Here is a 22,695-nt window from a genome sequence, read left to right on the forward strand (position 1 = left end):
CGGCGGAACTTTTATAGGAAGCCTCATGGCAAATTTGCCGGACAAAGACAAACTGGTGCGCAATTTTTCGCGTTGCCTGGATTGGGAAGACAAGTATCTGTATGTGATCGAACTGGGGGGACGCCTGCCGCCGCTTGACGACGCCGAGCGTCAACCGCAGAACCTGATTTCAGGCTGTCAGAGCCAGGTGTGGATCGTGATGCGGCAGAATCCACAAGGGCAGGTTGAATTCCATGGTGACAGCGATGCCGCCATCGTCAAGGGACTGATGACCGTGGTCTTCATCCTGTATCGTGATTTGACGCCACAGCAAATCGTCGATCTCGACGTGCGGCCTTTCTTTGCTGAACTGGCGCTCAGCCAGCATTTGACCCCTTCGCGTTCGCAAGGTCTGGAAGCGATGATCCGCGCAATCCGCTTGAAAGCGTCTCAGTTGCTGTAACCCCGCTTAATCGACTCATTGATACCTGCCATTTGTCAATGAGTCTTTACAATCAGCGTTGCTGGCCAAATGTCGTGACGAATAAATCGATATATCAATGTGTTAGCGGCTGTTGTCGCGGCGAGGCGCCTGTCGGTTGATAACGTTATAACGTCTTGATTTTATGCCCTTTATTGCCTTTGCACCTAGAGTTGCTAGTATTAAACGGGTAATTGTCTGATTTACCTGCCGACAACCGCTAGATAGCCTTGTGGCCGAACCGTACACAAAAGGGAAGAGCATGAAACGTGCGTTGACTTTAATGGGCGTGTTATTCGCCACCGTCCTGGCCGGCACGCAAGCCGCCAGCGCGACCGAATATCCGCTGCCACCGGCTGATAGCCGTCTGATTGGCGAAAACACCATTTACACCGTGCCGAACGATGGGCGTTCGCTGGAGGCAATCGCCGCTGATTATCAAATCGGCCTGTTGGGCATGCTGGAAGCCAATCCGGGCACCGATCCTTACCTGCCGAAACCCGGCTCGGTACTGACTATTCCAACCCAGATGCTGTTGCCGGACACGCCGCGCGAAGGGATTGTGGTGAACCTGGCTGAACTGCGTCTGTACTATTACCCGAAAGGCGAAAATAAAGTGATCGTCTACCCGATCGGTATTGGCCAGACCGGCATGCATACGCCGCTCAAGGTCACCTCTGTCAGCCAGAAAATACCGAACCCGACCTGGACGCCAACCGCCAACATCCGCAAGCGCTATGCCGCGCAGGGCGTGACATTGCCGGGTGTGGTGCCGGCCGGCCCGGAAAACCCGATGGGCCTGTTTGCCATGCGTTTGTCCATGGGGCACGGCGAGTACCTGATTCACGGCACCAACGCCAACTTCGGTATTGGCATGCGCGTCAGTTCCGGCTGTATTCGCCTGCGTCCGAACGATATCGAAGCGCTGTTCAACATGGTGCCTAAGGGGACGCGAGTGCAGATTATCAACGAACCGGTGAAAGTGTCGGTTGAACCGGACGGCAAGCGTTATGTTGAAGTGCATCAACCGCTGTCGAAAGTCGAGAGTGACGATCCGCAGACCATGCCGATTCACCTGTCCAAAGGCCAGCAGAAGTTCGTTAACGATGCGGCCACCGACAAGGCCGAGTTCGACAGCGCCCTCACACGGCGTTCAGGCATGCCGGTGCTGGTCAGCGTAGGGCAGAACCCTTCTGACGTTGCTCTGCCTTCTCTGCGGCTGTTTGGCGGCGACAAGAGCAAGACCACGACCACCGAGGGCGCGCCGATTTCACAGGCGAACTAACCTGACCGGGTGATACCCCAAGCCTGGCCAATGCGCCGGGCTTTTTAATGGCTGTGATTTGGCGCCATTCTGTGGCGTAGTCGCGCTGGCGTAGAGGGGAAAAGGGAGGATTATCTGAGACAAAAAAAACGGCGCACAATGTGCGCCGTTTTTAATTACCGAAGCTAACTTACTTTTTGTAAGCGTGAGCTTGGTTGTCCAGACGCTGGTTAGCACGTGCTGCGTCGTCTTTAGCTGCTTGAACGTCAGAACGGATTGCGTTCACGTCGTTGCTCAGCTGATCAACTTTAGCGTTCAGAGTCTGAACGTCAGAGGACAGTTGATCGATTTTAGCATTGCTAGAGCAGCCTGCCAGCAGAGTGGAACCCAGGATTACTGCGCCCAGTACCAGTTTAGTACGATTCATTATAACACCCTCTAGATTGAGTTAATCTCCATGTAGCGTTACAAGTATTACACAAACTTTTTTCGAAAGAGAATAATTTTTTTGTGTTAGAGCTCTTTATTTTGATCGTTCGCTCAAACTTGCATCTTGTTTTACAGAATAGTTAAAAAAACGAGGCAAAACAGCCGGATTCCATCGGACTGCTCCGATTTGCCATAGGCGAAATAATGGTCTAGTGGTGGTTGCGTTTTTGCGAAAATAGTTTACTGGCAATAAAAAAACGCCGCATGGCGACGTTTTTTTGATTAAATTTTTGTCACTTTTTAATTATAGCACGTGCACCGAGGCGGTATTGGTGGTGCCGCTTGGCACTAATGCGCCGGATACCATCACGACCACATCGCCTTTCTGCGCTAAACCGCTTGCCAATGCGGCTTCTTTACCGATGCGGTAGAAGTCGTCGGTAGAGGCAATTTCTTTGACAAGCTGTGGGATAACCCCTTTGCTGAGCACCAGCTGGTGTGCCGTGACTTCATTGGTGGTCAACGCCAGGATATTCGCGTCCGGGAAGTATTTACGCACCGACTTGGCGGATTTGCCGCCGCTGGTGGCAACCACGATCAGCGGTGCATCCAGTTTTTCAGCCGTTTCAACTGCGCCGCGGCATACGGCTTCGGTGATGCGCAGTTTGCGGTTGTCGTTCAGGCCGTCGATACGGCTTGGCATCACGCGGTCAGTGCGCTCGCAGATGGTGGCCATGATGTTCACCGCTTCCAGCGGGTATTTACCCTTGGCGCTTTCACCGGACAGCATCACGGCGTCGGTACCATCCAGAATGGCGTTGGCCACGTCACCGGCTTCCGCACGGGTAGGGCGTGGGTTTTTGATCATCGAATCGAGCATCTGGGTGGCGGTGATGACCACTTTGCGCGCGCGATTGCATTTTTCGATCATCATCTTTTGCGCAAAGATCACTTCTTCCACCGGAATTTCAACGCCCAGATCGCCGCGTGCTACCATGATACCGTCCGACGCTTCAAGGATTTCGTCGAAGTTGTTCAGACCTTCCTGGTTTTCGATTTTGGAGATGATTTGAATCTGCTCGCCACCGTGGGCTTTCAGATGCTCACGAATCTCCAGCACGTCTGAACGCTTGCGAATAAAGGAGGCAGCAACGAAATCGACGCGCTGTTCGCAACCGAAGATCAGGTCGCGCTTGTCTTTTTCAGCCAGTGCTGGCAGCTGGATGGAAACGCCTGGCAGGTTAACGCCCTTGTTTTCACCCAGATCGCCGTTGTTCAGCACCTTGCAAACCACTTCGTTTTCGCTGACGTTGGTGACTTCCATGCCGATCAGGCCGTCATCGACCAGAACGGTATTGCCGATTTTAAGATCGGCGGCAAAGCCGGCGTAAGTCACGGCGACGCGTTCATTGTTGCCAATCACGCTTTGGTCGGTGGTAAAGGTGAACGTCTGGCCGGCAACCAGCGCGGCGTCTTTGCCGCCTTCCAGCTTCATGGTACGGATTTCCGGGCCTTTGGTATCAAGCAGAATGCCGGCGGTTTTACCGGTTTTAGCCATCACCGCACGCATGTTCTTGATGCGATTGCCGTGCTCTTGGTAATCGCCGTGGGAGAAGTTGAGGCGCATTACGTTCATGCCTGCGTTCAGCAGGTCGGTCAGCATTTCTTCCGATTCGGTTTTGGGACCGATGGTACAAACGATTTTGGTCTTTTTCATGACGGTTTTTTCTACAAGTTGTGATGGATAAGAAAGCGAATAAAACCGGCGTTTAAGTCGCCGGTAAGGGATCTGGCGCGTACCTGACGTTGGAAAACATAGTTAAGAATAGGTGACCACAGTAGAAATGGGGCGGAAAAATTCAGCCCGCACCGGCGAACGGTAATGATGCGAAAAGTGATGGGAATTGACGTTGTTGTTATTGCGTTTTCGCAGATCAAGGGCTGAAACCATTCAACTGAAAGACGTTGCGCATTATAAAGCCATCGCCGTCGGAAACAAAATAAAAAACCGATGCGTGGCGCAGGTTTAGTCAAAACAGCAGCAAATGTGGCGCAAATGCAAATCTAGAGCGGCAGTTTGTTGCGCAAATCCATGCGCTGTGAATAAAACGCTATTTTGACTGTGGAGCGAGGGCGATTTCCAGCAGGGTTCCGGCGGTCAGGCAAAAACAGCCACTGGCCACCTCGGCAGGGATGGTGATGGATTCGCCGGCGATCGCCACAAAAATGTCGCTACCGACGGTAAATTCAAACTCGCCGGACAGCACTTGAGTTTGCAGCCCATGGGGGTGTTTTTGCAATTGGCCGAACGCGCCTGCGTCATAGCGTACTTCGGCGGCGGCCGCGCCATCGCTCATTTTGCCTTCTCGGCGGGCAAGGCCATTATCCAGCGAGTGAAACGGCGTTGCCGCGATAAACTTCAACATATGGCGATCCTTATAACCCGTTGGCGCTTATCATAGCCGATCGAACGGCTCGCTTCCAAAGCAAATGGGCGGCGATGGTAAAGCGTAGGGCGTGTGGTTTCAGCAAAACTAGATGGTGTAGCGCAAGGTGTGGAGTGCAGCGTTATATGGTGCGTCCGAGTGGACTCGAACCACCGACCCCCACCATGTCAAGGTGGTGCTCTAACCAACTGAGCTACGGACGCACTGAGCTGCTACAGAATTTGGTGCGTCCGAGTGGACTCGAACCACCGACCCCCACCATGTCAAGGTGGTGCTCTAACCAACTGAGCTACGGACGCACTGAACTGCTACAGGAATTTGGTGCGTCCGAGTGGACTCGAACCACCGACCCCCACCATGTCAAGGTGGTGCTCTAACCAACTGAGCTACGGACGCATCTTTTCCTGTCTGTCATGGCTGACAGCGGGGACGAATATTAACGAGCTACCTGCAAGCTGGCAAGGGGAAAAACGCAAATTTATCCGCTATTTCACGTGATTGCTGAGCTTATGTGCAGTAAGGCGGTTTTTTCCGCAGAATGGATGAGTAAGCCACCGGCCTGAAGCTTCAGGCCGGTGTTGACGGTTAACGGCTGGACCGCTGCATGATCAGCGCCGCCGGCTGGCGTTGTAGCCAACGCATGCGCCAGACCAGCATCACCGCGGCAAACGTCAGTCCGATAATGAAACCGATCCAGAAGCCGCTTGGCCCCATGGCCGGCACGATGGCGTCGGTCAACGCCAGCAGATAGCCGCTCGGTAAACCCAACACCCAATAGGCAATGAAAGTGATAAAGAAAATCGAACGGGTATCTTTATAGCCGCGCAGAATGCCGCTACCGATCACCTGAATCGAGTCGGAGATCTGGTAAATGGCTGCCAACAGCATCAGGTGCGACGCCATCGCCACCACGGCGGGGTTGTCGTTATACAGCAGAGCGATCGGCTCGCGCAGCGCTGCGGTGAACAGCGCGGTGCAACAGGCCATGGCAATGCCGACGCCGATGGCCGCATAGGCCGCCACGCGGGCGCCATCTACGCTGCCTTCTCCCAGGCGGTGACCAACGCGAATGGTGGCGCCTACCCCCAGCGACAGCGGCATCACGAACATCAGCGCGCTGAAGTTGAGGGCAATCTGGTGACCGGCAACCGCGACGATGCCGAGCGGTGATACCAATAGCGCTACCACGGCAAACAGCGTCACTTCAAAGAACAGCGCCAGCGCCACAGGCATACCGATGCCGATCAGGCGTTTCAACGCCGGCCAGTCCGGCGGAGAATAATTTTCCGCCAGTTTGATGTCGCGTTGCGACGGCGCGCGGGTCGCATACCAGCGCATCAGCAGGAACATGATCCAGTACACGCTGCCGGTAGCGACACCGCAGCCTACGCCGCCCAATTCCGGCATACCGAACTTGCCGTAGATGAAAATATAGTTAATCGGAATATTCACCAGCAAACCGATAAAACCAATTACCATACCCGGTTTGGTTTTTGACAGACCTTCGCACTGGTTACGCAGCACCTGGAAGAACAGATAACCCGGCGCGCCCCACATGATGGCATGCAGATAACCGACGGCCTTATCGGCCAGTTGCGGATCGATATTGTGCATCATGTCGATCAGATGCTTGCTGTGGTACAGCACCGCGATGATCAGCAGCGAAACGCCGGAGGCCAGCCAGAAGCCTTGCCGTACCTGATGTGCGATGCGGTCGCGGCGGCCAGCACCGTTCAATTGGGCGATGACCGGCGTTAATGCCAGCAGCAGGCCATGACCGAACAGGATCGCCGGTAGCCAGATCGAGGTGCCAACCGCGACTGCGGCCATATCCGTGGCGCTGTAGGCACCGGCCATAATGGTATCTACCACGCCCATTGCCGTCTGGGATATTTGCGCGATAATTACCGGAATAGCGAGGGCCAATAAACTACGCGCTTCAATAAAGTACTTCTGCACGCATACACCTTTTTGATTATTTAACGATGAAGGAGGGTTGCCGCGAAAGGACAACAATTAAAAATAGCGGAATTTGGTCAAAATGATTGTACCTGCTGATGCCGCTTTAGCAAATGCCATGATCAAATAGTTATTAAATGCGCAGCAATAGATTTTTTGCCGCTGCGGATTTGGTTTTCTGCCACATCTGGGGCAAACTGCCCGAAGCGTTTTACATCTGTACTCAAGCTGCGTTGTGCTGTGCCAGTTCGGCTCTGCCGCGCATCGAGAGGATATACTGAAGAGGCATCTATGTTTACCGGTATTGTACAAGGCACCGCGCCGCTCGTCGCAATAGAAGAAAAGCCCAATTTCCGCACCCATGTGATTGAAATGCCGCAAGCGTTGCTGCCGGGGCTGGAACTGGGGGCGTCGGTGGCGCATAACGGTTGCTGCCTGACGGTGACCGCCGTGGAGGGCAATCGCGTCAGTTTTGATCTGATCAAGGAAACCCTGCGCCTCACCAACCTGGGTGATCTGGCGCTGGGTGATGTGGTCAACATCGAACGGGCAGCGAAGTTCAACGATGAAATCGGTGGGCATCTGATGTCCGGCCATATTATTTGCACCGCTGAGATTGCCAAGATCTATACCTCGGAAAATAACCGCCAGGTGTGGTTGCGTATGCCCGATGCCGAATTAATGAAATATGTACTGCATAAAGGTTTCATTGGCATCGACGGGATTAGTCTGACCATTGGCGAAGTGGTAAATAACCGTTTCTGTGTACATCTGATCCCCGAAACCCTCGATCGCACCACGCTTGGCAAGAAACGCCTGGGCGACAAGGTGAATATCGAAATCGATCCGCAAACGCAGGCGGTGGTCGATACCGTCGAGCGTGTGCTGGCCAGTCGCGAGGCCGCAATGGCGGTGGCGACCGAGCTGGCGCCGAAGCCTTGATCGGGCTGGCGTAACAATAAATACCCAAAACCAGAGGAGCAAAAACGTGAAGTTTTATCGGAAAACGTTGATGTTGGCGGCGCTGATGGCGCTGGCTGCCTGTAGCAGCACGTCAGAAAATAGCGCGGCTTCGCCGTCGGAGAATACGGCAGATGATACCTGTGGCGCTGCGCAGTACCAGAACTACGTGGGTAAACCGCTCTCTTCGCTGGATGGGGTGCAGATCGACGCGCGCCAGGTGCGTACCATACCTTACAATGCTGCCGTCACCATGGATTTCAATCTGAGTCGGCTTAATTTCCTGGCGGATCAGGATGACAAGATTATTCGGGTTTATTGCGGCTGATACCGCCATGATAATCTGCGGTTAATTGGCGATGCCGGTCAGCGATGTCTGACCGGCATTTTTATGCGCGGAGGATTGGCGGCAGGGTTAACGCGGTACGCGTATTCCGCCTTCAACGCCTTGCGGGCTGAAAACAACCTGCCAAAGCTGGATATCCCGCGCGCGGAACGCCCCGGCGCAGGCGTTGAGATAATAGCTGAACATGCGTTCGAAGCGCTCGGAATAACGTTCGGCCAACTGTGGCCAGGCCTGTTTAAAGCGCTCATGCCATGCCATCAGGGTACGATCGTAATCGGCGCCAAAATTGTGCCAGTCTTCCATCACGAAATGACCTTCGCTGGCCTGCGCAATATGTTTGACTGACGGCAGGCAACCGTTCGGGAAGATATATTTGTTGATCCAGGGGTCAACATTCATATCCGTACGATTCGACCCGATGGTATGCAGCAGGAATAGCCCGTTCGGTTTTAAATTGCGCTCGACCACCTCGAAATAGGTGCGGTAATTTTTAGGCCCGACGTGTTCAAACATACCAACCGAGGCGATGCGATCAAATTGCTGATCGAGATCCCGATAGTCTTGCAGCAGGATCTGCACGTCCAGCCCTTCACAGCGCGCCTGAGCCAGTTTTTGCTGTTCGGCGGAAATGGTCACACCCACTACCGAGACGCCGTAGTGCTTGGCGGCAAAGGCGGACAGACCGCCCCAGCCGCAGCCGATATCCAGCAGGCGCATGCCCGGCTGCAATTGCAGCTTTTCGCAGATAATACGCAATTTGCCTTCCTGCGCCTGTTCGAGCGTCGCCGCGTCTTTCCAGTAGCCGCAGGAATATTGCATATAGGGATCAAGCATCAGGGTAAATAGATCATTACCCAGATCGTAATGTTCCTTGCCGACAATCCAGGCACGTTTTTTGGATTGCAGATTGGTCAGCCGTGCAGCGGCAATGCGCAGCGTGTCTTTAAAATGGTGGGGGAGTTTCTTTTCCAGACCGGCGGCAACCACGCGGTGAAAGAAACAGTCCAGCCGTTCGCATTCCCACCAGCCGTCCATATAACTTTCACCCAGCCCCAGTGAACCTTCCTGCAGGACGCGCTTAAAAAACTCGGGGTTTTTAACCTGAATATCGAAAGGACGGGAGCCGTTTATTTCAATCCCCGCCATGCTGAGCATTTCATGGGCAATACGATACCATTGGTTATCCTGGATGCTCAGATCTTCTATACACGATGAACTCATAGCTTCTCCATCACCTTTCTTCTGACTTATGGCCCGTTGGGAAAAAGCTTAGCCAATTTCTGCGGGCATATACGTATCCCTACGACAAATTTCACCGCAAGGTTTGATATCCGACATGAACAGAGGAAAATTCCAAGAGAACCCTGATACCAAACGGCGTGGGGCAACTCATCAAAAAATAAACTGTGACGCCATACGCGTACACAACAAGTACGTGTAATAAAACGCTTTTAGCTATGGTATTTTTAAAGGTTATTTTTTGAGTATAGGCTTGCCGAGGCGCTTACTCAACTGTAAATCGCACTCGGCAAAAATATTCTTTAAGTGACTATTGCCAAAGGCAATTATGACGCGGAGTTAGCATGTTCACGCGGCGTTGACTGCGGTTGCTCGACCGTTTTGCCACGCTGTATCAGATAGCCTATCGCAGCCAAGACCACGGTAGACACCATCACCGTTACCGTCGCCAATAGCGGTTGTGCGATAAATGCCGACACCAGCATACTGGCAACAAAGCATAAACCCAGTTGCAAGGTGTTTTGCAGTGCTGCCGCTTTACCGGTGCTTTCCGGGAACGGCGTCAACGCATTGGCCACCACGATCGGGTAGACAGCGCCGTTGACCAATGCCATCAGGCAGAACGGAATCAGCAGGGTGGTCAAGGTCGGCGTGGTCAGGGTGGCGACCAGATACAACGCCACCATACTGATGCCATACGCTATCAGCAGCCATGGCAGCAAGGTGTTGCCGTTAATGCGGTTTAGCGCGGTGCGGCAACCGAAGCCGCCGAGCAGGAAGGCCAGGGTCTGCGGCACGTAGCTCAGACCGATGTCATTAGGGCTGTAGCCCATGTTGCCAAGAATAAATGGCGAGCCGGTCAGCCAGGCAAAGAAGCCGGCTGAACAGGCGGCGAACACCATGACGTTACCGCCAAACACCGGCGACTTCAGCAGTTGCAGGAAGCCGATACCGTTGTTGTTGGCGGCGGCCGGCGCAAGGCGCGAACTGTCTTTGAGCAGCAGCGTTGGCAACAGCAGCAGGGCGCTGATCGCCAGCAGCACGGCAAAAATGGCGCGCCAGCCCATGTGATTCAGCAGCCAGGCTCCGAGCAACGGCGCCAGCGCTGGCGACAGCGCCACCAGCGGCATGATGGTAGCGAACACGCGATGGGCGGCGCCCTCGCGATAGCGATCGATAACGATCGCCTGCCAGGTGACCGCAGCGGAACAGACGCCGATCGCCTGAATAAAGCGCAATGACCACAGTTGCATCGCGTTATCGGCCCACAGCATGCCCAGACAGCCGATGCCAAATAGCGCCAGTCCCATCAGCAATACCGGCTTGCGGCCGAGACGATCGGAGAGTGGCCCCCAGAGTAATTGAGCAAAGGCAAAACCGGCCAGGAAGATACTGAGGCTGGCGCTGATGGCGCCGGCAGAAATCTGCAATTCTTGCTGCATGGCGCCAAAGGCGGGCAGGTACATATCGGTGGCCAGGTAGCCGAGCATGCTCAGCCCGGCGAGGTAAAACATAAATCCAAAGTTTCGCATGGTATTTCTCGTTGATGCTGTTGTGCAGGTTTTTTTTAGCGTCGCAAGTGTATCTGGCTGGATCTCTGCTTGTGAAACGGTAATATTTGCAAGCTGCTGTTAAAAAAATTGAAGGCAAAGCGATGTGGTCTGAATATTCCCTTGATGTGGTCGACGCCGTGGCGCGTACCGGCAGTTTCAGCGCGGCAGCGCAGGAACTGCATCGCGTGCCGTCAGCGGTGAGTTATACCGTACGTCAGTTGGAGCAGTGGCTGGCGGTGCCGCTGTTTGAACGGCGCCATCGCGACGTGGAGCTGACGCCTGCCGGCGCATTGTTTGTTCAGGAATCGCGCGCTGTCATCAAAAAAATGCTCGACACCCGTCGTCAGTGTCAGCAGGTGGCCAACGGCTGGCGCGGCCAGTTGAAGATCGCCGTCGATATCATCGTCAAACCACAGCGTAGCCGGCAACTGGTGCTGGATTTCTACCGTCATTTCCCGGACGTCGAGTTGCGGGTACAGCCGGAAGTGTTCAACGGCGTGTGGGATGCGCTGGTGGACGGGCGTGCCGATATGGCAATTGGCGCAACGCGCGCGGTGCCGACCGGTGGCGGCTTTGCCTTTCGCGACATGGGTTTTATGAACTGGCTGTGCGTGGTCAGCGCCAGCCATCCGCTGGCGGTTTTGCCCGGCCCGCTGGATGACGATCGGCTGCGGCCATTTCCCTCCCTGGTGCTGGAGGACACCTCACGCACCTTGCCCAAGCGCGTCACCTGGTCTTTGGATAACCAACGGCGGTTGCTGGTACCGGACTGGGTATCGGCGGTGGACTGTTTGCGTGATGGCTTGTGCGTCGGCATGGTGCCGGCACATCGCGTATTGCCGTTGATTGAGCAGGGGGAACTGGTGGCGTTGCAACTGCCTGAACCGTTCCCGCCCAGCGCCTGTTGCCTGACCTGGCAGCAGAACGCGCAGTCGCCGGCGATGGCGTGGTTGCTGGATTATCTCGGCGACAGTGAAACGCTGAATCAGGAATGGTTGAGCGAGGTGATATTGCCGGAGTAGCGCAATCGCGCCCCCCGGCCGGTGCTTTAGCGGCGGTAATCGACGAACGGGCCGTCGGCGACCGAGCGGCGTTCGATCAATTTGGGGTGTACTTCAATGACCTGCGATTCTTCGCGTTTGCTGATGATGCGATCCAGCAGCATGGTAAATGCCATTTCACCAAGACGCTCTTTTGGCTGATGGATAGTGGTCAGCGCCGGGGTGAAGTAACGCGCGTTGCGTACATTGTCATAACCGATCACTGAAATATCCTGCGGCACGCGCAACCCGAGCTCGTCGGCAGCGCAGATTGCGCCCATGGCCATAATGTCGCCGCCGCAGAACACGGCGGTCGGGCGCTGTTTTTGCGACAGGATCTGGTGCATGGCCTTATAACCGGACTCCGGCTCGAAGTCGCCCTGGACAATCCACTGGTCACGGATGTCGATATTGGCTTCCTGCAATGCCTTGAGGAAACCCTGATGACGGCCGCCGCCGGTGTTGCGCGACAGTTGCCCGGGAATGGCGCCGATGTCGCGGTGGCCACGTTCAATCAGATAACGGCCTGCCAGATAGCCACCTTCGAAGGCATTGTCGATGATGGTGTCGGTGAAGTCACCGCGCGCGGCGCCCCAGTCCATCACCACCATCGGGATGTTGCGATAATCTTCCAGCATGCCGAGCAGTTGGTCAGGATATTCGGAGCACATCACCAGCAGGCCGTCGACGCGTTTTTGCGCCAGCATCGCCAGATAGGCGCGCTGTTTGTCCAGATTGTTATGCGAGTTGCACAGAATCAGCGTGTAGCCCTTGCTGTAACAGCTGTTTTCCACCGCTTCAATCACTTCAGCGAAATAGGGCGCTTCGCTGGAGGTTGCCAGCAGGCCAATGGATTTGGTGTGATTGACCTTCAAACTGCGAGCAACGGCGCTTGGGGAATAATGCAGCTCTTTAATGGCAGCCCAAACGGCCGCCTTGGTCTCTTCGGCGACGAAACGGGTCTTATTGATGACGTGCGAAACGGTGGTGGTGGAAACGCCCGCGCGTTTGGCCACATCTTTAATCGTTGCCATGTAAAGAATGACTCCTAAACCCACATGTATTTAGCATGTAAGCATGTTGTTAATCGTTTGCCTACGCAGATCCTTCTCCAGAGTCACGAAAACTTGGTTTTTAGTGTGGAAGTCGTCAGCCACTTGACCTGGAGGGACTCAATTGCCGGTGCGCAGCAGTGAACTGCGAATTTTGTCGCATATTGAGCAAAAGTGGAAGTGCTAATCAACATTATAAGCGTGGAATGATAACAAGATTTTATTGGGGAACTGTGGGAAAATGATTTGACGCACCAATACTGTGGATTTTATGCTTGGCGCAGATTATCTGATAAGGAGTTTTTGATGGATACCGATTTAAAAATGTCTTTGTTCACCACCCTGGGTGCATTGGCGATGATTATTGCCTTCAGCTTCACTGCCGCATTGAACTGAATCCTGACTTAATCAATAAAGGCGCAGCTCAATATGAACTGCGCCTTTTTATTTATTGCCGCGTATTGGCCAATTACGCCAGGTTTTCCGCTACGAACGCCCAGTTCACCAGCGCCCAGAAGTTTTCCAGATAGTTCGGCCGCGCATTGCGGTAGTCGATATAATAAGCGTGCTCCCACACGTCTACCGTCAGCAGCGGCTTGTCCTCGCCGGTCAGCGGGGTGGCTGCATTCGAGGTATTAACGATAGCCAGCGAACCGTCGCTTTTCTTTACCAGCCAGGTCCAGCCGGCGCCAAAATTGCCTACCGCTGATTGTGTGAACGCCTGCTTGAACTTATCGAAGCTACCGAAGGCCCGATTGATTGCTTCTGCCAGTTTACCGTTTGGCTCACCGCCGCCCTGTGGCGACAGGCAATGCCAGTAAAAGGTGTGGTTCCACACCTGCGCGGCGTTGTTGAAGATGCCGCCGCTGGCGGTTTTAACGATCTCTTCCAATGATTTGTCTTGAAACTCGCTGCCGTCGATCAGCGCATTCAGGTTAACCACATAAGCGTTGTGATGTTTACCATAGTGGTATTCCAGCGTTTCTGCCGAGATATGCGGTTCAAGCGCATCTTTGGCATACGGTAGAGCAGGTAGTGTAAACGACATTGCTTTCTCCTTCTTTTATATGGCGCCAATCTGGCGTTCCCATCCGGGGACTTTGGCGAACGAATCGCCAGTAACCACTCTTTTTTAGAGGTTATTAATGGTAGCAATTTCCCGACAGGAAAAGGAGTTAAAGCGTGCTAAATCGGGGCAAAAGAGTTATGGCAAGAGAGAAGGGAACGGCACGATGGCGGCCGGGCGAGGCCGCCATCGTCTTGTTGCGTCAGCGAATGGTTTTTGGCGTCATCACGCGGCGGGCACCGACGTAATGATTTTGCCAGTAATCATTATCAAGCTGGCTGATGCGGATTTCCTCCCCGGTGCGCGGCGACTGGATAAATTTGCCGTTGCCCAGATAAACCCCCACATGGTCAGCCGCGCCGCGGTTATTTATGCGAAAGAACACCAGGTCTCCGCTTTCGAGTTCGTTCTTCTTGATCGGCGCCGCATCCCGCAGGTGGAACATTTCATTGGCGGTGCGCGGCATCTTGATTTTCATCACGTCCTTATAGGCGTAATAAATCAGTCCACTACAATCAAAGCCGGTGCGTGGTGAAGTACCGCCCCAGCGGTAGGGTTTGCCCATCTGGTTCATCAGTTTGGCCATCGCGGTCTGTTTGGCGTGCTGATAACGTTTTTTATGCGCAGCGCTGAGTTTTAGCGGTTTTTCATCATGCAGCAGATTTTCGTTACGCAGCCGCTTGGTGGTGGCCAAACCCGCAGTGCGGTGGCGACCATAACCTTTTTTATAGCCTTTCTTCGGCGGCGTAACGCGAATTTTGGCAACCTGCGTGGTTTTACGCGACGATTTAATTCGACTGGTCTTCTTTGCCGTTTTTATGGTCGATGTTTTGCGGGTTTTTAACGCGGTCGTCTTTTGCGGTGTAGTGACTTTGGCTTTCTTGGCCGCCTTGAGCGCTTTCTTTTTCTTGCGATCGTCCGGGCGTGCCTCATTAACATGGGTTTTACGCTGCTCAGCGGCAACGCGAGCCTGTGGCGCGGCATGCGCCAGATTGAGAAACAGCTGTGTAAACAACAGCACAAAGAGCGTAATAATTAAACGCATGTTGACGTTACCAACCTTGGCCCCGAAACAAACTACGAAAGAATGACAGTATTCCCCAAATACGCCATATAAAACAGCGGAGAACCTATAAATAATAATCCATATTGTGAGAAAACGTTAATGGCATTTTTAATCAACGCAAAAAACGCTGCCGAATGGATGAAAAATGGTCTGCGACGCGACTGGCTGGGGATTAAAGCTGCAGCACTTGGCAAAATATATTAGTGAAATGGTCAGATTAAAAATGTTATTCTGAGTGTATGTTTGATCGAAATGGCGTTGCCGACGCTGCGCGGTCGGTGCTGGCAGAATGTCCTTGCAAAAGATGGCGTTTTTTTGCCAGCCGCCCAGCCGCTACAATAGCGGATGTGATGCATGTTGTAGCCCTGAGATGGCTTGAGGAAGCAATAAAATGACGACGATTGAAAAAGTTCAGCAACAAATCGCTGAGAACCCGATTCTGCTGTACATGAAGGGTTCACCAAAATTGCCAAGCTGCGGCTTCTCCGCTCAGGCCGTTCAGGCGTTGTCTGCCTGTGGCGAGCGTTTTGCCTACGTTGATATTCTGCAAAACCCCGACATCCGTGCCGAACTGCCGAAATACGCCAACTGGCCAACCTTCCCACAGCTGTGGGTGGACGGCGAACTGGTTGGCGGTTGCGATATCATCATCGAAATGTATCAGCGTGGTGAGTTGCAGCAGTTGATCAAGGAAACGGCAGAAAAATACAAAGAGCAGGAAGACCAGCAGCCATAACGGCGGTTTCCTGTAATGACAACGGGCGGCGTATATCACATACGCCGCCCGTTTTTTTATCGCTCAGTCAACGTTGCCGACGGCCAGCGGCCAGCCGCCGAGGCGTTTCCAGCGATTGACCAGCTCGCAGAACAGCAGGGCGGTTTGTTCGGTATCGTACAGTGCGGAGTGTGCCTGGCTGCTGTCAAACGCCATGCCGGCGGCGATACAGGCTTTGGCCAGCACGGTTTGCCCGAGCACCAGCCCGCTTAGCGCAGCGGTATCAAAGGTGGCAAACGGATGGAACGGATTGCGTTTCAATCCGGCGCGTTCTGCGGCGGCCATCAGGAAACTGTGATCGAAGTTGGCGTTGTGCGCCACGATAATCGCCCGGTTGCAGCCCTGATCTTTAATGCCCTTGCGCACAGCCTTGAAAATGGCGTGCAGCGCATCGTATTCGCTGACCGCACCGCGCAGCGGGTTATGCGGATCGATACCGTTGAAGGCCAGCGCTTCAGGTTGCAGGTTGGCGCCTTCGAACGGTTCAACGTGGAAATGCAGCGTTTCGTCCTGCTGCAGCCAGCCGTCCTGGTCCATTTTCAGCGTGACGGCGGCTATTTCCAGCAGCGCGTCGGTGCGGGCGTTGAAGCCGGCGGTTTCGATATCTATTACTACGGGATAAAACCCACGAAAACGACCACACAGGGCGTTAAGATCACTTTTTTCGGCCATCAGTTTCTTATCTTCATCGAATGCAGCGCGCATTATGACAAATTTTGTGCCGCCTTGCAGGCGGTTATCATTCCTGGATAAAAAAGGGCGCGGTAAGCGCCCTGAAACTCAGTTGCCGAGGCCGTGACCGGCGTGCTTGTTTTCGATCAGCTCGATTTTATAACCGTCTGGATCTTCAACGAAGGCGATGACCGTGGTGCCGCCTTTAACCGGGCCAGCTTCGCGGGTCACGTTGCCGCCGACGTGGCGAATGTTGTCACAGGTGGCGGCAACGTCATCAACGCCCAGCGCCAGGTGGCCGAACGCGCTACCCATTTCGTAGCTGTCGACGCCCCAGTTATAGGTCAGTTCAATCACGGCGCCTTCGCTTTCATCGGTATAGCCGACAAACGCCAGCGAGTATTTGTATTCGGTATTTTCGCTGGTACGCAGCAAGCGCATGCCTAATACCTTGGTGTAGAAGTCGATGGAGCGTTGCAGATCGCCGACACGCAGCATGGTATGGAGTAAGCGCATAATTTCCTCTGATTGCAGGTTTTGCCGTGCTTGGCGGCAGATAGTGTGAAGCAAAAAACAGTATAGCGTTGTCGTATAAGGGAATTCAATGAGGGGGCCGGTATAACGACGTGGCGCATTGATTGGCGCGCGGTCGGCAGATTCACCGACCACGCGCGTGGTCACTTACAGCGTTGGGTAATCGGTATAACCTTGCGCACCGCCGCCGTAGAAGGTTTCCGGCTGCGGTTCATTCAGCGGCGCGTTCTGTTGCAGACGTTCCGCCAGATCCGGGTTGGCGATGTAGGCGCGGCCAAACGCCACCGCGTCGATAAAGCCTTTTTCGATCAGGGTTTCGGCTTTTTCGGCGCTGTAGGCACCGGCACCGACGATCACCCCTTTGAAGCGGGCGCGCACCGCATCGCGGAAGGCATCGGAATACGGTTTGCCGCCGGCCCAATCCGGTTCGGAAATATGCAGGAAGGCAATATTGCGCTTGTTCAGCTCTTCTACCAGGTACAATGCCGCTTCTTCCTGATCTTCGCCATTATCCAGCCCGTTGAACGGACCGAGCGGTGAAATGCGGATGCCGACGTGCTCGGCGCCCCATTCATTGATGCTGGCGTCAACCACTTCCAGCGTCAGGCGGGTACGGTTTTCGATGCTGCCGCCGTATTGGTCGGTACGCTGATTGGAGGCCGGCGCCATAAATTGATGCAGCAGATAGCCATGCGCCGCGTGCAGTTCAATGTAGTCGAAGCCGGCTTCGCGCGCATTGGCGGTGGCCTGGCGGAAGTCGTTGACGATGCCGGGGATCTCGGCGGTTTCCAGCGCGCGCGGCGTTGAAGTCGGCACGCGTACCCAGGCGCCGGTTTCGTCACGCACGGTAGTCCGGGTGTCGGCATTGATCGCCGAAGGCGCAACCGGCGCCTGTTGGCCAGGTTGCAGACTGTCGTGGGAAATGCGACCTACGTGCCACAGCTGTACGGCGATATGGCCGTTTTTATCATGCACCGCCTGGGTAATTTTTTTCCACGCAGCGATCTGCTCCGGGGTGTGCAGCCCCGGCGCGCCGGCATAACCTTTCGCCTGGAAAGAAATTTGGGTCGCTTCGGTGATCACCAGACCAGCGCCGGCGCGTTGCGCATAGTACTCGGCCATCAGTGGGGTAGGAATATCACCCGGTTCAATGCTACGCAGACGAGTCAGCGGAGCCATAAATACGCGGTTTGGCAGCGTATTCGCGCCAACCTGGATCGGGGTGAATAATTTTTCAATCTTCATAATGCATCCTATTTAATAGACCGGTCGACTAGTTATTGGCTAATAAAAACGCAGGTTAAAAAACATTTACTGTTACGGGATGGTGATTAAGGCTGCGGCGGGCGCAGCAATAACTCGATGCTTTCCAGCGCGCTGGTCAACGGCGCGACCGAACGGCGGATCTTGGCGCGTAACGACGCCCCAAGCCACAGCGCGTACAGGGTTTCGGCGGTGGTGGCCGGGCTCATGGCTACCGCCAGCGAACCTTCGGCGATGCCGCGCTCAATGGCGTTCTGCAAGCGGCCAATGACCTGTGCGCTGCCGATTTCCAACGCGTGACGCATCGGTTCCGACAGATCGCTGACCTCGGCGGACAGTTTCACCGCCAGGCAGGAGTTATGGCACTCGCTGCGGCAATGGTAGCTAATTGCCTGTGCGTAATAGCTCAACAGCTGGTGGCGCGCATCGCTGTTGTTATCGGCAAACAGCGCCTGCATTTCCACATCGTAATGTTCAAAATAGCGTTGCAGCATCGCTTCGCCGAAGGCTTCCTTCGAGCGAAAATAGTGATAAAACGAGCCTTTTGGCACGCCGGCAGTGGTCAGCAGTTCGCTCAGTCCCATGCCGGTAAAGCCCAGGCGCAGGCTCAGGCACTCACCGGTCGCCAATAGGTGTTCTCGTGTATCAGTGTTGCAATGCGTATGTTTTGTCATAATGGGGCTGAGGATAATAGACCGATTGGTCTAGGTCAAGTAGGCGATAAAAAAACCGCTGCGTAAGCGCCGGTCAGGATCGGCGCTATTGTGCCTCATCGTCGTGCCGACGTTAAGCGTTGCCGCTGCGACAGCGCTGCAAAATATCCAGCTGCGGCTGATATTGGTCAGTCTGGATGTTCAGCATACCAAGCAGGGTATGGAACAGGTTGTCCTGCGAAACCTGATCCTGCTGCGCCAGCGTTTGCAGACATTGGCGATTGATGGCGAAGTTGCGCTGATAATCATCCGACATCCACAGCAGCATCGGGATGTGGGTCTGTTGGCTTGGCGCAAACATGTAAGGCGTGCCGTGCAGATACATGCCGTTTTCCCCCAGCGATTCGCCGTGATCGGACAGATAGATCATCGCCGTGTTAAAGCGGCTGCCGTATTGTTGCAACAGCTTGATGGTGTTATCCAGCATGGCATCGGTATACAGCAGCGAATTGTCATAGGTATTGACCAACTGCTGATGGCTGCAATCCTGAATCTGATTGCTGTCACAGGTTGGCGTGAAGCGGCGGAATTCGGCGGTACTGCGGCGATAATAGGCCGGACCATGGCTGCCCATCTGGTGCAGCACGATCACGCCATCGCCTTTCAGGCTATTGAGGTAATCGTTCAACTTGTACAGCAGCACGTTGTCCATGCATACCTCGCCATCGCAATCCTGCGGCAGTTTCAACTGGGTCATGTCGATATGCGGCACGCGGTCGCATGCGCCTTTGCAGCCGCCGTCGTTTTCGCGCCACAGCACATTGACGCTGGCGTGTGCCAGCACATCCAGCATGCCTTCCTGGTGACTGGCCAGCGTGGCGTCGTAATCGCTGCGTGGCATATTGGAAAACATGCACGGCACCGAGATGGCGGTTTCAGTACCGCAAGAGCTGGCGTGTTGGAAGTAAATCACCTTGTCTTGTTTGAGCCGCGGGTTGGTTTCGCGCGCGTATCCTCCCAGCGAGAAATTTTCTGCACGCGCCGTTTCGCCAACCACCAGAACCACCAGCGTTTTCTTTTGCTCGGCGGCGATGAGCGGGCCTTTATGCGCGTCTTTGCCGATGCTGACCAGCGGCAGGTTGCTGGTGAAGTAGCGCTGTTCGGTAAATTTGAGGGTACCGGCAATAAAATCGGACGGCGTAAGCATTTTAACCACGCTTTTATTGTTGCGCAGCAGCGAGGCGTAGTCTTTATAGAACAACGCGGCGATCAGCAGAATAACCACCGCCGACAACATAACGTTGGCAGCGCGCAGGCCCAGCATGTACCACCATGGGTGGGTTTGGCGAATAGTGACAAAACAGACCACTACCGCCGGTAAAACCCCCAGCAGCATCAGCCATAGCCCCATGCGCGGGGTCAGTAGGGCGGTGGCCTCCTGCGGGTTGGTTTCAAAGGCGTTTTGCATCATGTTGCCGTCGATCACCACGCCGTAGCTGAACATGAAATAGTTGGCCGTTGCGCTGCCGAGCAATAACAGGATTATCAGCGGTTTGCGCAAATAAGGTACGGTCAGTACGCTGAAAATCATATTGAGCGCACAGAAAATGACCACCGGCATACTGGCGGCAAAAATAACGCTGTTGAGGTTTTCAAAACGAATGTACGACCACGCCTTATGCAAAAATAACGCGTTCTGGAAGACGGTGAAAAACAGGGCGCTGGCGACAATAAATCCCAGACTGTTACATTGTAACCTCTGACGTAACCACATTGCTGCATTGTTATCCTGAAGGGGGTAATGGCAAGGAATCTACACCACGAAACTTAAGATAACCTTAGAGATTCAGCCTGACGGCAGGATGGTTGAGGTTTGGTTTAGCTGGAGGCCGGCTGCGGCGATGCGCAGCCGGCAAGTGATTAATAGGCGGCGGTGAATTGCGCTTTGATAAACTGTGGGCGTTCGATTTCGTCAATGATGGCTACCGCCAGATCTTCGACCGAAATGCTGGCAGGCGCCGCGCCATTCATCAACAGCGTAGTGGTGCCAAGGCGGAATTGACCGGTGCGTTGGCCGGGTTCCAGCAGCGCGGCTGGCGACAGATAGGTCCAGTCCAGCGTGCTTTGCTGCTGCAAGTTATTGCGCAACTCGCGCACGGCTTTAGCGCCAGGGCGGATATTTTCCGGGAACTCCGGCGTATCGACCAGCTCGACGCCTGGCGCGACTTCCAGACTACCGGCACCGCCGACCACCAACAGACGCTTGACGCCGGATTGTTCCACCGCGCTGATGATCTGCTGCAGACCCGTGACGGTTTTTTCGTACAGATTATCTTCGCCCCAGCCTGGGTTATAGGCGCTGATCGCCGCATCCTGACCGTGCAACTGCTGGCTCAGCCAGGCAGTATCGGCAACGTCGCCAAGCGCGATATGCAAATTGGCATTATCCGGCAGATCTTTTTTCTGACGGGCGATGGCGGTGACCTCTAGCCCGCGTGCCAGCGCTTCATCGACAACGCGACGACCGACAAAACCTGTTGCTCCAATAACGGTAATCTTCATTTGAGTTGCTCCTGTGGCAATTAACCAGTCTGTAAAAGGGTTGAGCGATAACGCTGGTGGTGATGAATATACTGTAGACCTTAACAATCCTGTTGATTAGTGGCATATTCATGCTTTCTTGATTAAGTAAAACTTCATAATGATAGATAAGCTCAATCGGATGGCAATATTCGCCATGGTGGTGGCCGAAGGCTCGCTGGCCGGCGCAGCGCGGCGTCTGGGCATGTCACCGTCGGCGGTCAGTCAGCATATGCGCTCCCTGGAAAAGGCGGTTGGCGTGCCGCTATTGCATCGATCCACGCGCCGTCTGGCGCTAACCGAAGCGGGCGAGGCCTTTTACCCCGGTTGCGAAGCGATGTTACAGCAGGCGCAGCAGGCGGAGCAGCGTCTGGCGGAGCTGCGCGATACGCTGGTCGGCGAACTGCGTATTGCCACCACCGTCGGTATCGGCGGTGGCCCGCTGGCGGAAGCGTTGTCGCCGCTGCTGCTGGCGCATCCCAAGCTGTCACTGCGGATACTGGCGGACGATCGGGTCGTGGATATGATTGAACAGCGGGTGGATATTTCGTTGCGCGTCAATCGGCAACTGGCTGACGCCACCATGATTGCGCATCCGCTCAGCGAATGGCCGATGGTGCTGTGCGCCGCGCCGCGCTATCTCAGTCAGTACGGCGTGCCGGAAACGCCACAGCAACTGGTGCATCACCGCTGGATCACCGGCGGCCATGCCGGATTTCATCTTGATCTGCACCATCAGTCCGGCGAGGTGTTCAAGCTGCGTCAGGCAGAAGGGCAGATTATCAGCGGCAGCATGAATGTGATGCGCGCCTTTACCCGCATGGGACTGGGGATCTCCGGCCAGCCGCTGTATGAAATCGGCGACGAACTACGGCGAGGGGAACTGATTGCGCTGCTACCGGCCTGGCGTCCCTCGGCATTTCGACTGCACGCCTTGACGCTGGAACGAGCCATGCCGGAAAAAACGCGCCAGGCGTTGCGCTATTTGCGTGATTATTTTCGTCGTATGGCGGAAAAGCCGCTTGCCATTGACGGCGATGGCGTCTTCAATTAAAGGATGACTCAGGAGGGCGTGTGGCGCAGCAATTAGAGTTCTTCGACATTCCCAGCCCGTGTCGCGGCATCTGCCAGGCCGACGAGCGCGGTTTCTGCCGTGGCTGCCTGCGCAGCCGCGAGGAGCGTTTTGGCTGGATGCAAATGAGCGACGCGCAAAAGCGCGACGTGCTACGCCTGTGTCGCCAACGCCTGTTGCGTTTGCAACGCGCGCACAAACAGCCCGACGAGCCGCAACCTGAACAACCCTCGCTGTTTTAAATCACTTTATTTACCTGTTTGAC

The 22,695-nt window shown here is 54.8% G+C and carries 23 protein-coding genes, 3 tRNA genes and 1 pseudogene; 9 read left to right on the top strand and 18 right to left on the bottom strand.

The features are described from left to right. Positions 1-25 precede the first annotated feature (25 nt). On the top strand, positions 26-442 hold the full coding sequence (gene sufE, locus AC2AXP_RS05610; protein ID WP_198773156.1) for a cysteine desulfuration protein SufE: 417 nt from the start codon (positions 26-28) through the stop codon (positions 440-442). A gap of 280 nt (positions 443-722) precedes the next feature. Next, positions 723-1,643: pseudogene (locus tag AC2AXP_RS05615) on the top strand (L,D-transpeptidase family protein); the annotation flags it as partial. Positions 1,644-1,914: 271 nt separating this feature from the next. Here the strand turns inward: AC2AXP_RS05615 and AC2AXP_RS05620 are convergent. From AC2AXP_RS05620 to AC2AXP_RS05650, 7 genes are all read right to left on the bottom strand, one after another. Continuing rightward, positions 1,915-2,151, bottom strand: a complete 237-nt coding sequence (locus AC2AXP_RS05620) for a major outer membrane lipoprotein (protein ID WP_004943717.1) — start codon at positions 2,149-2,151, stop codon at positions 1,915-1,917. 306 nt (positions 2,152-2,457) lie between these two features. Then, positions 2,458-3,870, bottom strand: a complete 1,413-nt coding sequence (pykF, locus tag AC2AXP_RS05625; protein WP_004963541.1) for a pyruvate kinase PykF — start codon at positions 3,868-3,870, stop codon at positions 2,458-2,460. A gap of 394 nt (positions 3,871-4,264) precedes the next feature. Further along, entirely contained in the window at positions 4,265-4,579 is a 315-nt protein-coding gene (locus tag AC2AXP_RS05630; protein WP_004963536.1) for a cupin domain-containing protein, read from the bottom strand. A 147-nt stretch (positions 4,580-4,726) separates the two neighbouring features. After that, positions 4,727-4,803, bottom strand: a tRNA-Val gene (locus AC2AXP_RS05635). A gap of 19 nt (positions 4,804-4,822) precedes the next feature. Continuing rightward, positions 4,823-4,899: transfer RNA gene (locus tag AC2AXP_RS05640), tRNA-Val, on the bottom strand. Positions 4,900-4,919: 20 nt separating this feature from the next. After that, a tRNA-Val gene (locus tag AC2AXP_RS05645) sits at positions 4,920-4,996 on the bottom strand. Between the two features lie 189 nt (positions 4,997-5,185). Beyond that, complete coding sequence (locus tag AC2AXP_RS05650; protein WP_004963533.1) at positions 5,186-6,559, bottom strand: MATE family efflux transporter; 1,374 nt, start codon at positions 6,557-6,559, stop codon at positions 5,186-5,188. Positions 6,560-6,850: 291 nt separating this feature from the next. On the opposite strand from AC2AXP_RS05650, the gene AC2AXP_RS05655 reads away from it, so the two are divergent. Next, the gene (locus tag AC2AXP_RS05655) at positions 6,851-7,501 is read left to right on the top strand and encodes a riboflavin synthase (RefSeq protein WP_004963529.1); all 651 of its coding nucleotides are present in this window, start codon (positions 6,851-6,853) and stop codon (positions 7,499-7,501) included. 46 nt (positions 7,502-7,547) lie between these two features. Next, the gene (locus AC2AXP_RS05660; RefSeq protein ID WP_039992150.1) at positions 7,548-7,847 is read left to right on the top strand and encodes an I78 family peptidase inhibitor; all 300 of its coding nucleotides are present in this window, start codon (positions 7,548-7,550) and stop codon (positions 7,845-7,847) included. 87 nt (positions 7,848-7,934) lie between these two features. Here AC2AXP_RS05660 and cfa read toward each other — a convergent pair whose 3' ends face one another. Together cfa and punC are read right to left on the bottom strand one after the other, a co-directional pair. Next, a complete protein-coding gene (gene cfa / locus AC2AXP_RS05665; RefSeq protein ID WP_004963524.1) occupies positions 7,935-9,086 on the bottom strand; it encodes a cyclopropane fatty acyl phospholipid synthase in 1,152 nt (383 codons plus the stop codon). Positions 9,087-9,430: 344 nt separating this feature from the next. After that, the gene (punC, locus tag AC2AXP_RS05670; RefSeq protein WP_484381468.1) at positions 9,431-10,636 is read right to left on the bottom strand and encodes a purine nucleoside transporter PunC; all 1,206 of its coding nucleotides are present in this window, start codon (positions 10,634-10,636) and stop codon (positions 9,431-9,433) included. A 122-nt stretch (positions 10,637-10,758) separates the two neighbouring features. Here punC and punR point away from each other — a divergent pair, with 122 nt between their 5' ends. Next, the gene (gene punR / locus AC2AXP_RS05675) at positions 10,759-11,679 is read left to right on the top strand and encodes a DNA-binding transcriptional activator PunR (RefSeq protein ID WP_039992149.1); all 921 of its coding nucleotides are present in this window, start codon (positions 10,759-10,761) and stop codon (positions 11,677-11,679) included. A gap of 26 nt (positions 11,680-11,705) precedes the next feature. Here punR and purR read toward each other — a convergent pair whose 3' ends face one another. Beyond that, entirely contained in the window at positions 11,706-12,731 is a 1,026-nt protein-coding gene (purR, locus tag AC2AXP_RS05680) for an HTH-type transcriptional repressor PurR (RefSeq protein ID WP_004963515.1), read from the bottom strand. Positions 12,732-13,055: 324 nt separating this feature from the next. Here purR and cydH point away from each other — a divergent pair, with 324 nt between their 5' ends. Next, entirely contained in the window at positions 13,056-13,145 is a 90-nt protein-coding gene (cydH, locus tag AC2AXP_RS05685; RefSeq protein ID WP_102991009.1) for a cytochrome bd-I oxidase subunit CydH, read from the top strand. A gap of 73 nt (positions 13,146-13,218) precedes the next feature. Here the strand turns inward: cydH and sodB are convergent, their stop codons facing one another. Continuing rightward, a complete protein-coding gene (gene sodB / locus AC2AXP_RS05690; protein ID WP_484381469.1) occupies positions 13,219-13,797 on the bottom strand; it encodes a superoxide dismutase [Fe] in 579 nt (192 codons plus the stop codon). A 220-nt stretch (positions 13,798-14,017) separates the two neighbouring features. Further along, positions 14,018-14,860: a C40 family peptidase gene (locus tag AC2AXP_RS05695; protein WP_004963508.1), complete on the bottom strand. Its 843-nt coding sequence runs from the start codon at positions 14,858-14,860 to the stop codon at positions 14,018-14,020. 412 nt (positions 14,861-15,272) lie between these two features. Here AC2AXP_RS05695 and AC2AXP_RS05700 point away from each other — a divergent pair, with 412 nt between their 5' ends. Continuing rightward, complete coding sequence (locus tag AC2AXP_RS05700) at positions 15,273-15,617, top strand: Grx4 family monothiol glutaredoxin (protein ID WP_004963504.1); 345 nt, start codon at positions 15,273-15,275, stop codon at positions 15,615-15,617. A gap of 63 nt (positions 15,618-15,680) precedes the next feature. Here the strand turns inward: AC2AXP_RS05700 and rnt are convergent, their stop codons facing one another. The 6 genes from rnt to AC2AXP_RS05730 form a co-directional block, all read right to left on the bottom strand. Then, positions 15,681-16,361 carry a ribonuclease T gene (rnt, locus tag AC2AXP_RS05705; RefSeq protein ID WP_004963501.1) on the bottom strand — a complete coding sequence of 227 codons (681 nt, stop codon included), beginning with the start codon at positions 16,359-16,361 and terminating at the stop codon, positions 15,681-15,683. 75 nt (positions 16,362-16,436) lie between these two features. Continuing rightward, positions 16,437-16,844: a lactoylglutathione lyase gene (gloA, locus tag AC2AXP_RS05710; protein WP_484381470.1), complete on the bottom strand. Its 408-nt coding sequence runs from the start codon at positions 16,842-16,844 to the stop codon at positions 16,437-16,439. 165 nt (positions 16,845-17,009) lie between these two features. Beyond that, entirely contained in the window at positions 17,010-18,107 is a 1,098-nt protein-coding gene (nemA, locus tag AC2AXP_RS05715; RefSeq protein ID WP_004963497.1) for an alkene reductase, read from the bottom strand. An 86-nt stretch (positions 18,108-18,193) separates the two neighbouring features. Further along, the gene (locus AC2AXP_RS05720; protein WP_081445081.1) at positions 18,194-18,799 is read right to left on the bottom strand and encodes a TetR/AcrR family transcriptional regulator; all 606 of its coding nucleotides are present in this window, start codon (positions 18,797-18,799) and stop codon (positions 18,194-18,196) included. A gap of 112 nt (positions 18,800-18,911) precedes the next feature. Beyond that, positions 18,912-20,552, bottom strand: coding sequence for a phosphoethanolamine transferase EptA (gene eptA / locus AC2AXP_RS05725; protein WP_484381471.1), 1,641 nt, complete (start codon positions 20,550-20,552; stop codon positions 18,912-18,914). A 146-nt stretch (positions 20,553-20,698) separates the two neighbouring features. Beyond that, complete coding sequence (locus AC2AXP_RS05730) at positions 20,699-21,340, bottom strand: NAD(P)-dependent oxidoreductase (protein WP_004963487.1); 642 nt, start codon at positions 21,338-21,340, stop codon at positions 20,699-20,701. 142 nt (positions 21,341-21,482) lie between these two features. On the opposite strand from AC2AXP_RS05730, the gene AC2AXP_RS05735 reads away from it, so the two are divergent. Both AC2AXP_RS05735 and AC2AXP_RS05740 read left to right on the top strand, forming a co-directional pair. Next, positions 21,483-22,412 (top strand): LysR substrate-binding domain-containing protein, encoded by a 930-nt coding sequence (locus AC2AXP_RS05735; protein ID WP_193764798.1) that lies wholly within the window; start codon positions 21,483-21,485, stop codon positions 22,410-22,412. 20 nt (positions 22,413-22,432) lie between these two features. After that, positions 22,433-22,672, top strand: coding sequence for a DUF1289 domain-containing protein (locus AC2AXP_RS05740; protein ID WP_004963480.1), 240 nt, complete (start codon positions 22,433-22,435; stop codon positions 22,670-22,672). The last annotated feature ends 23 nt before the right edge of the window (positions 22,673-22,695 follow it).

The sequence above is a fragment of the Serratia sp. Sp408 genome, assembly GCF_057180665.1.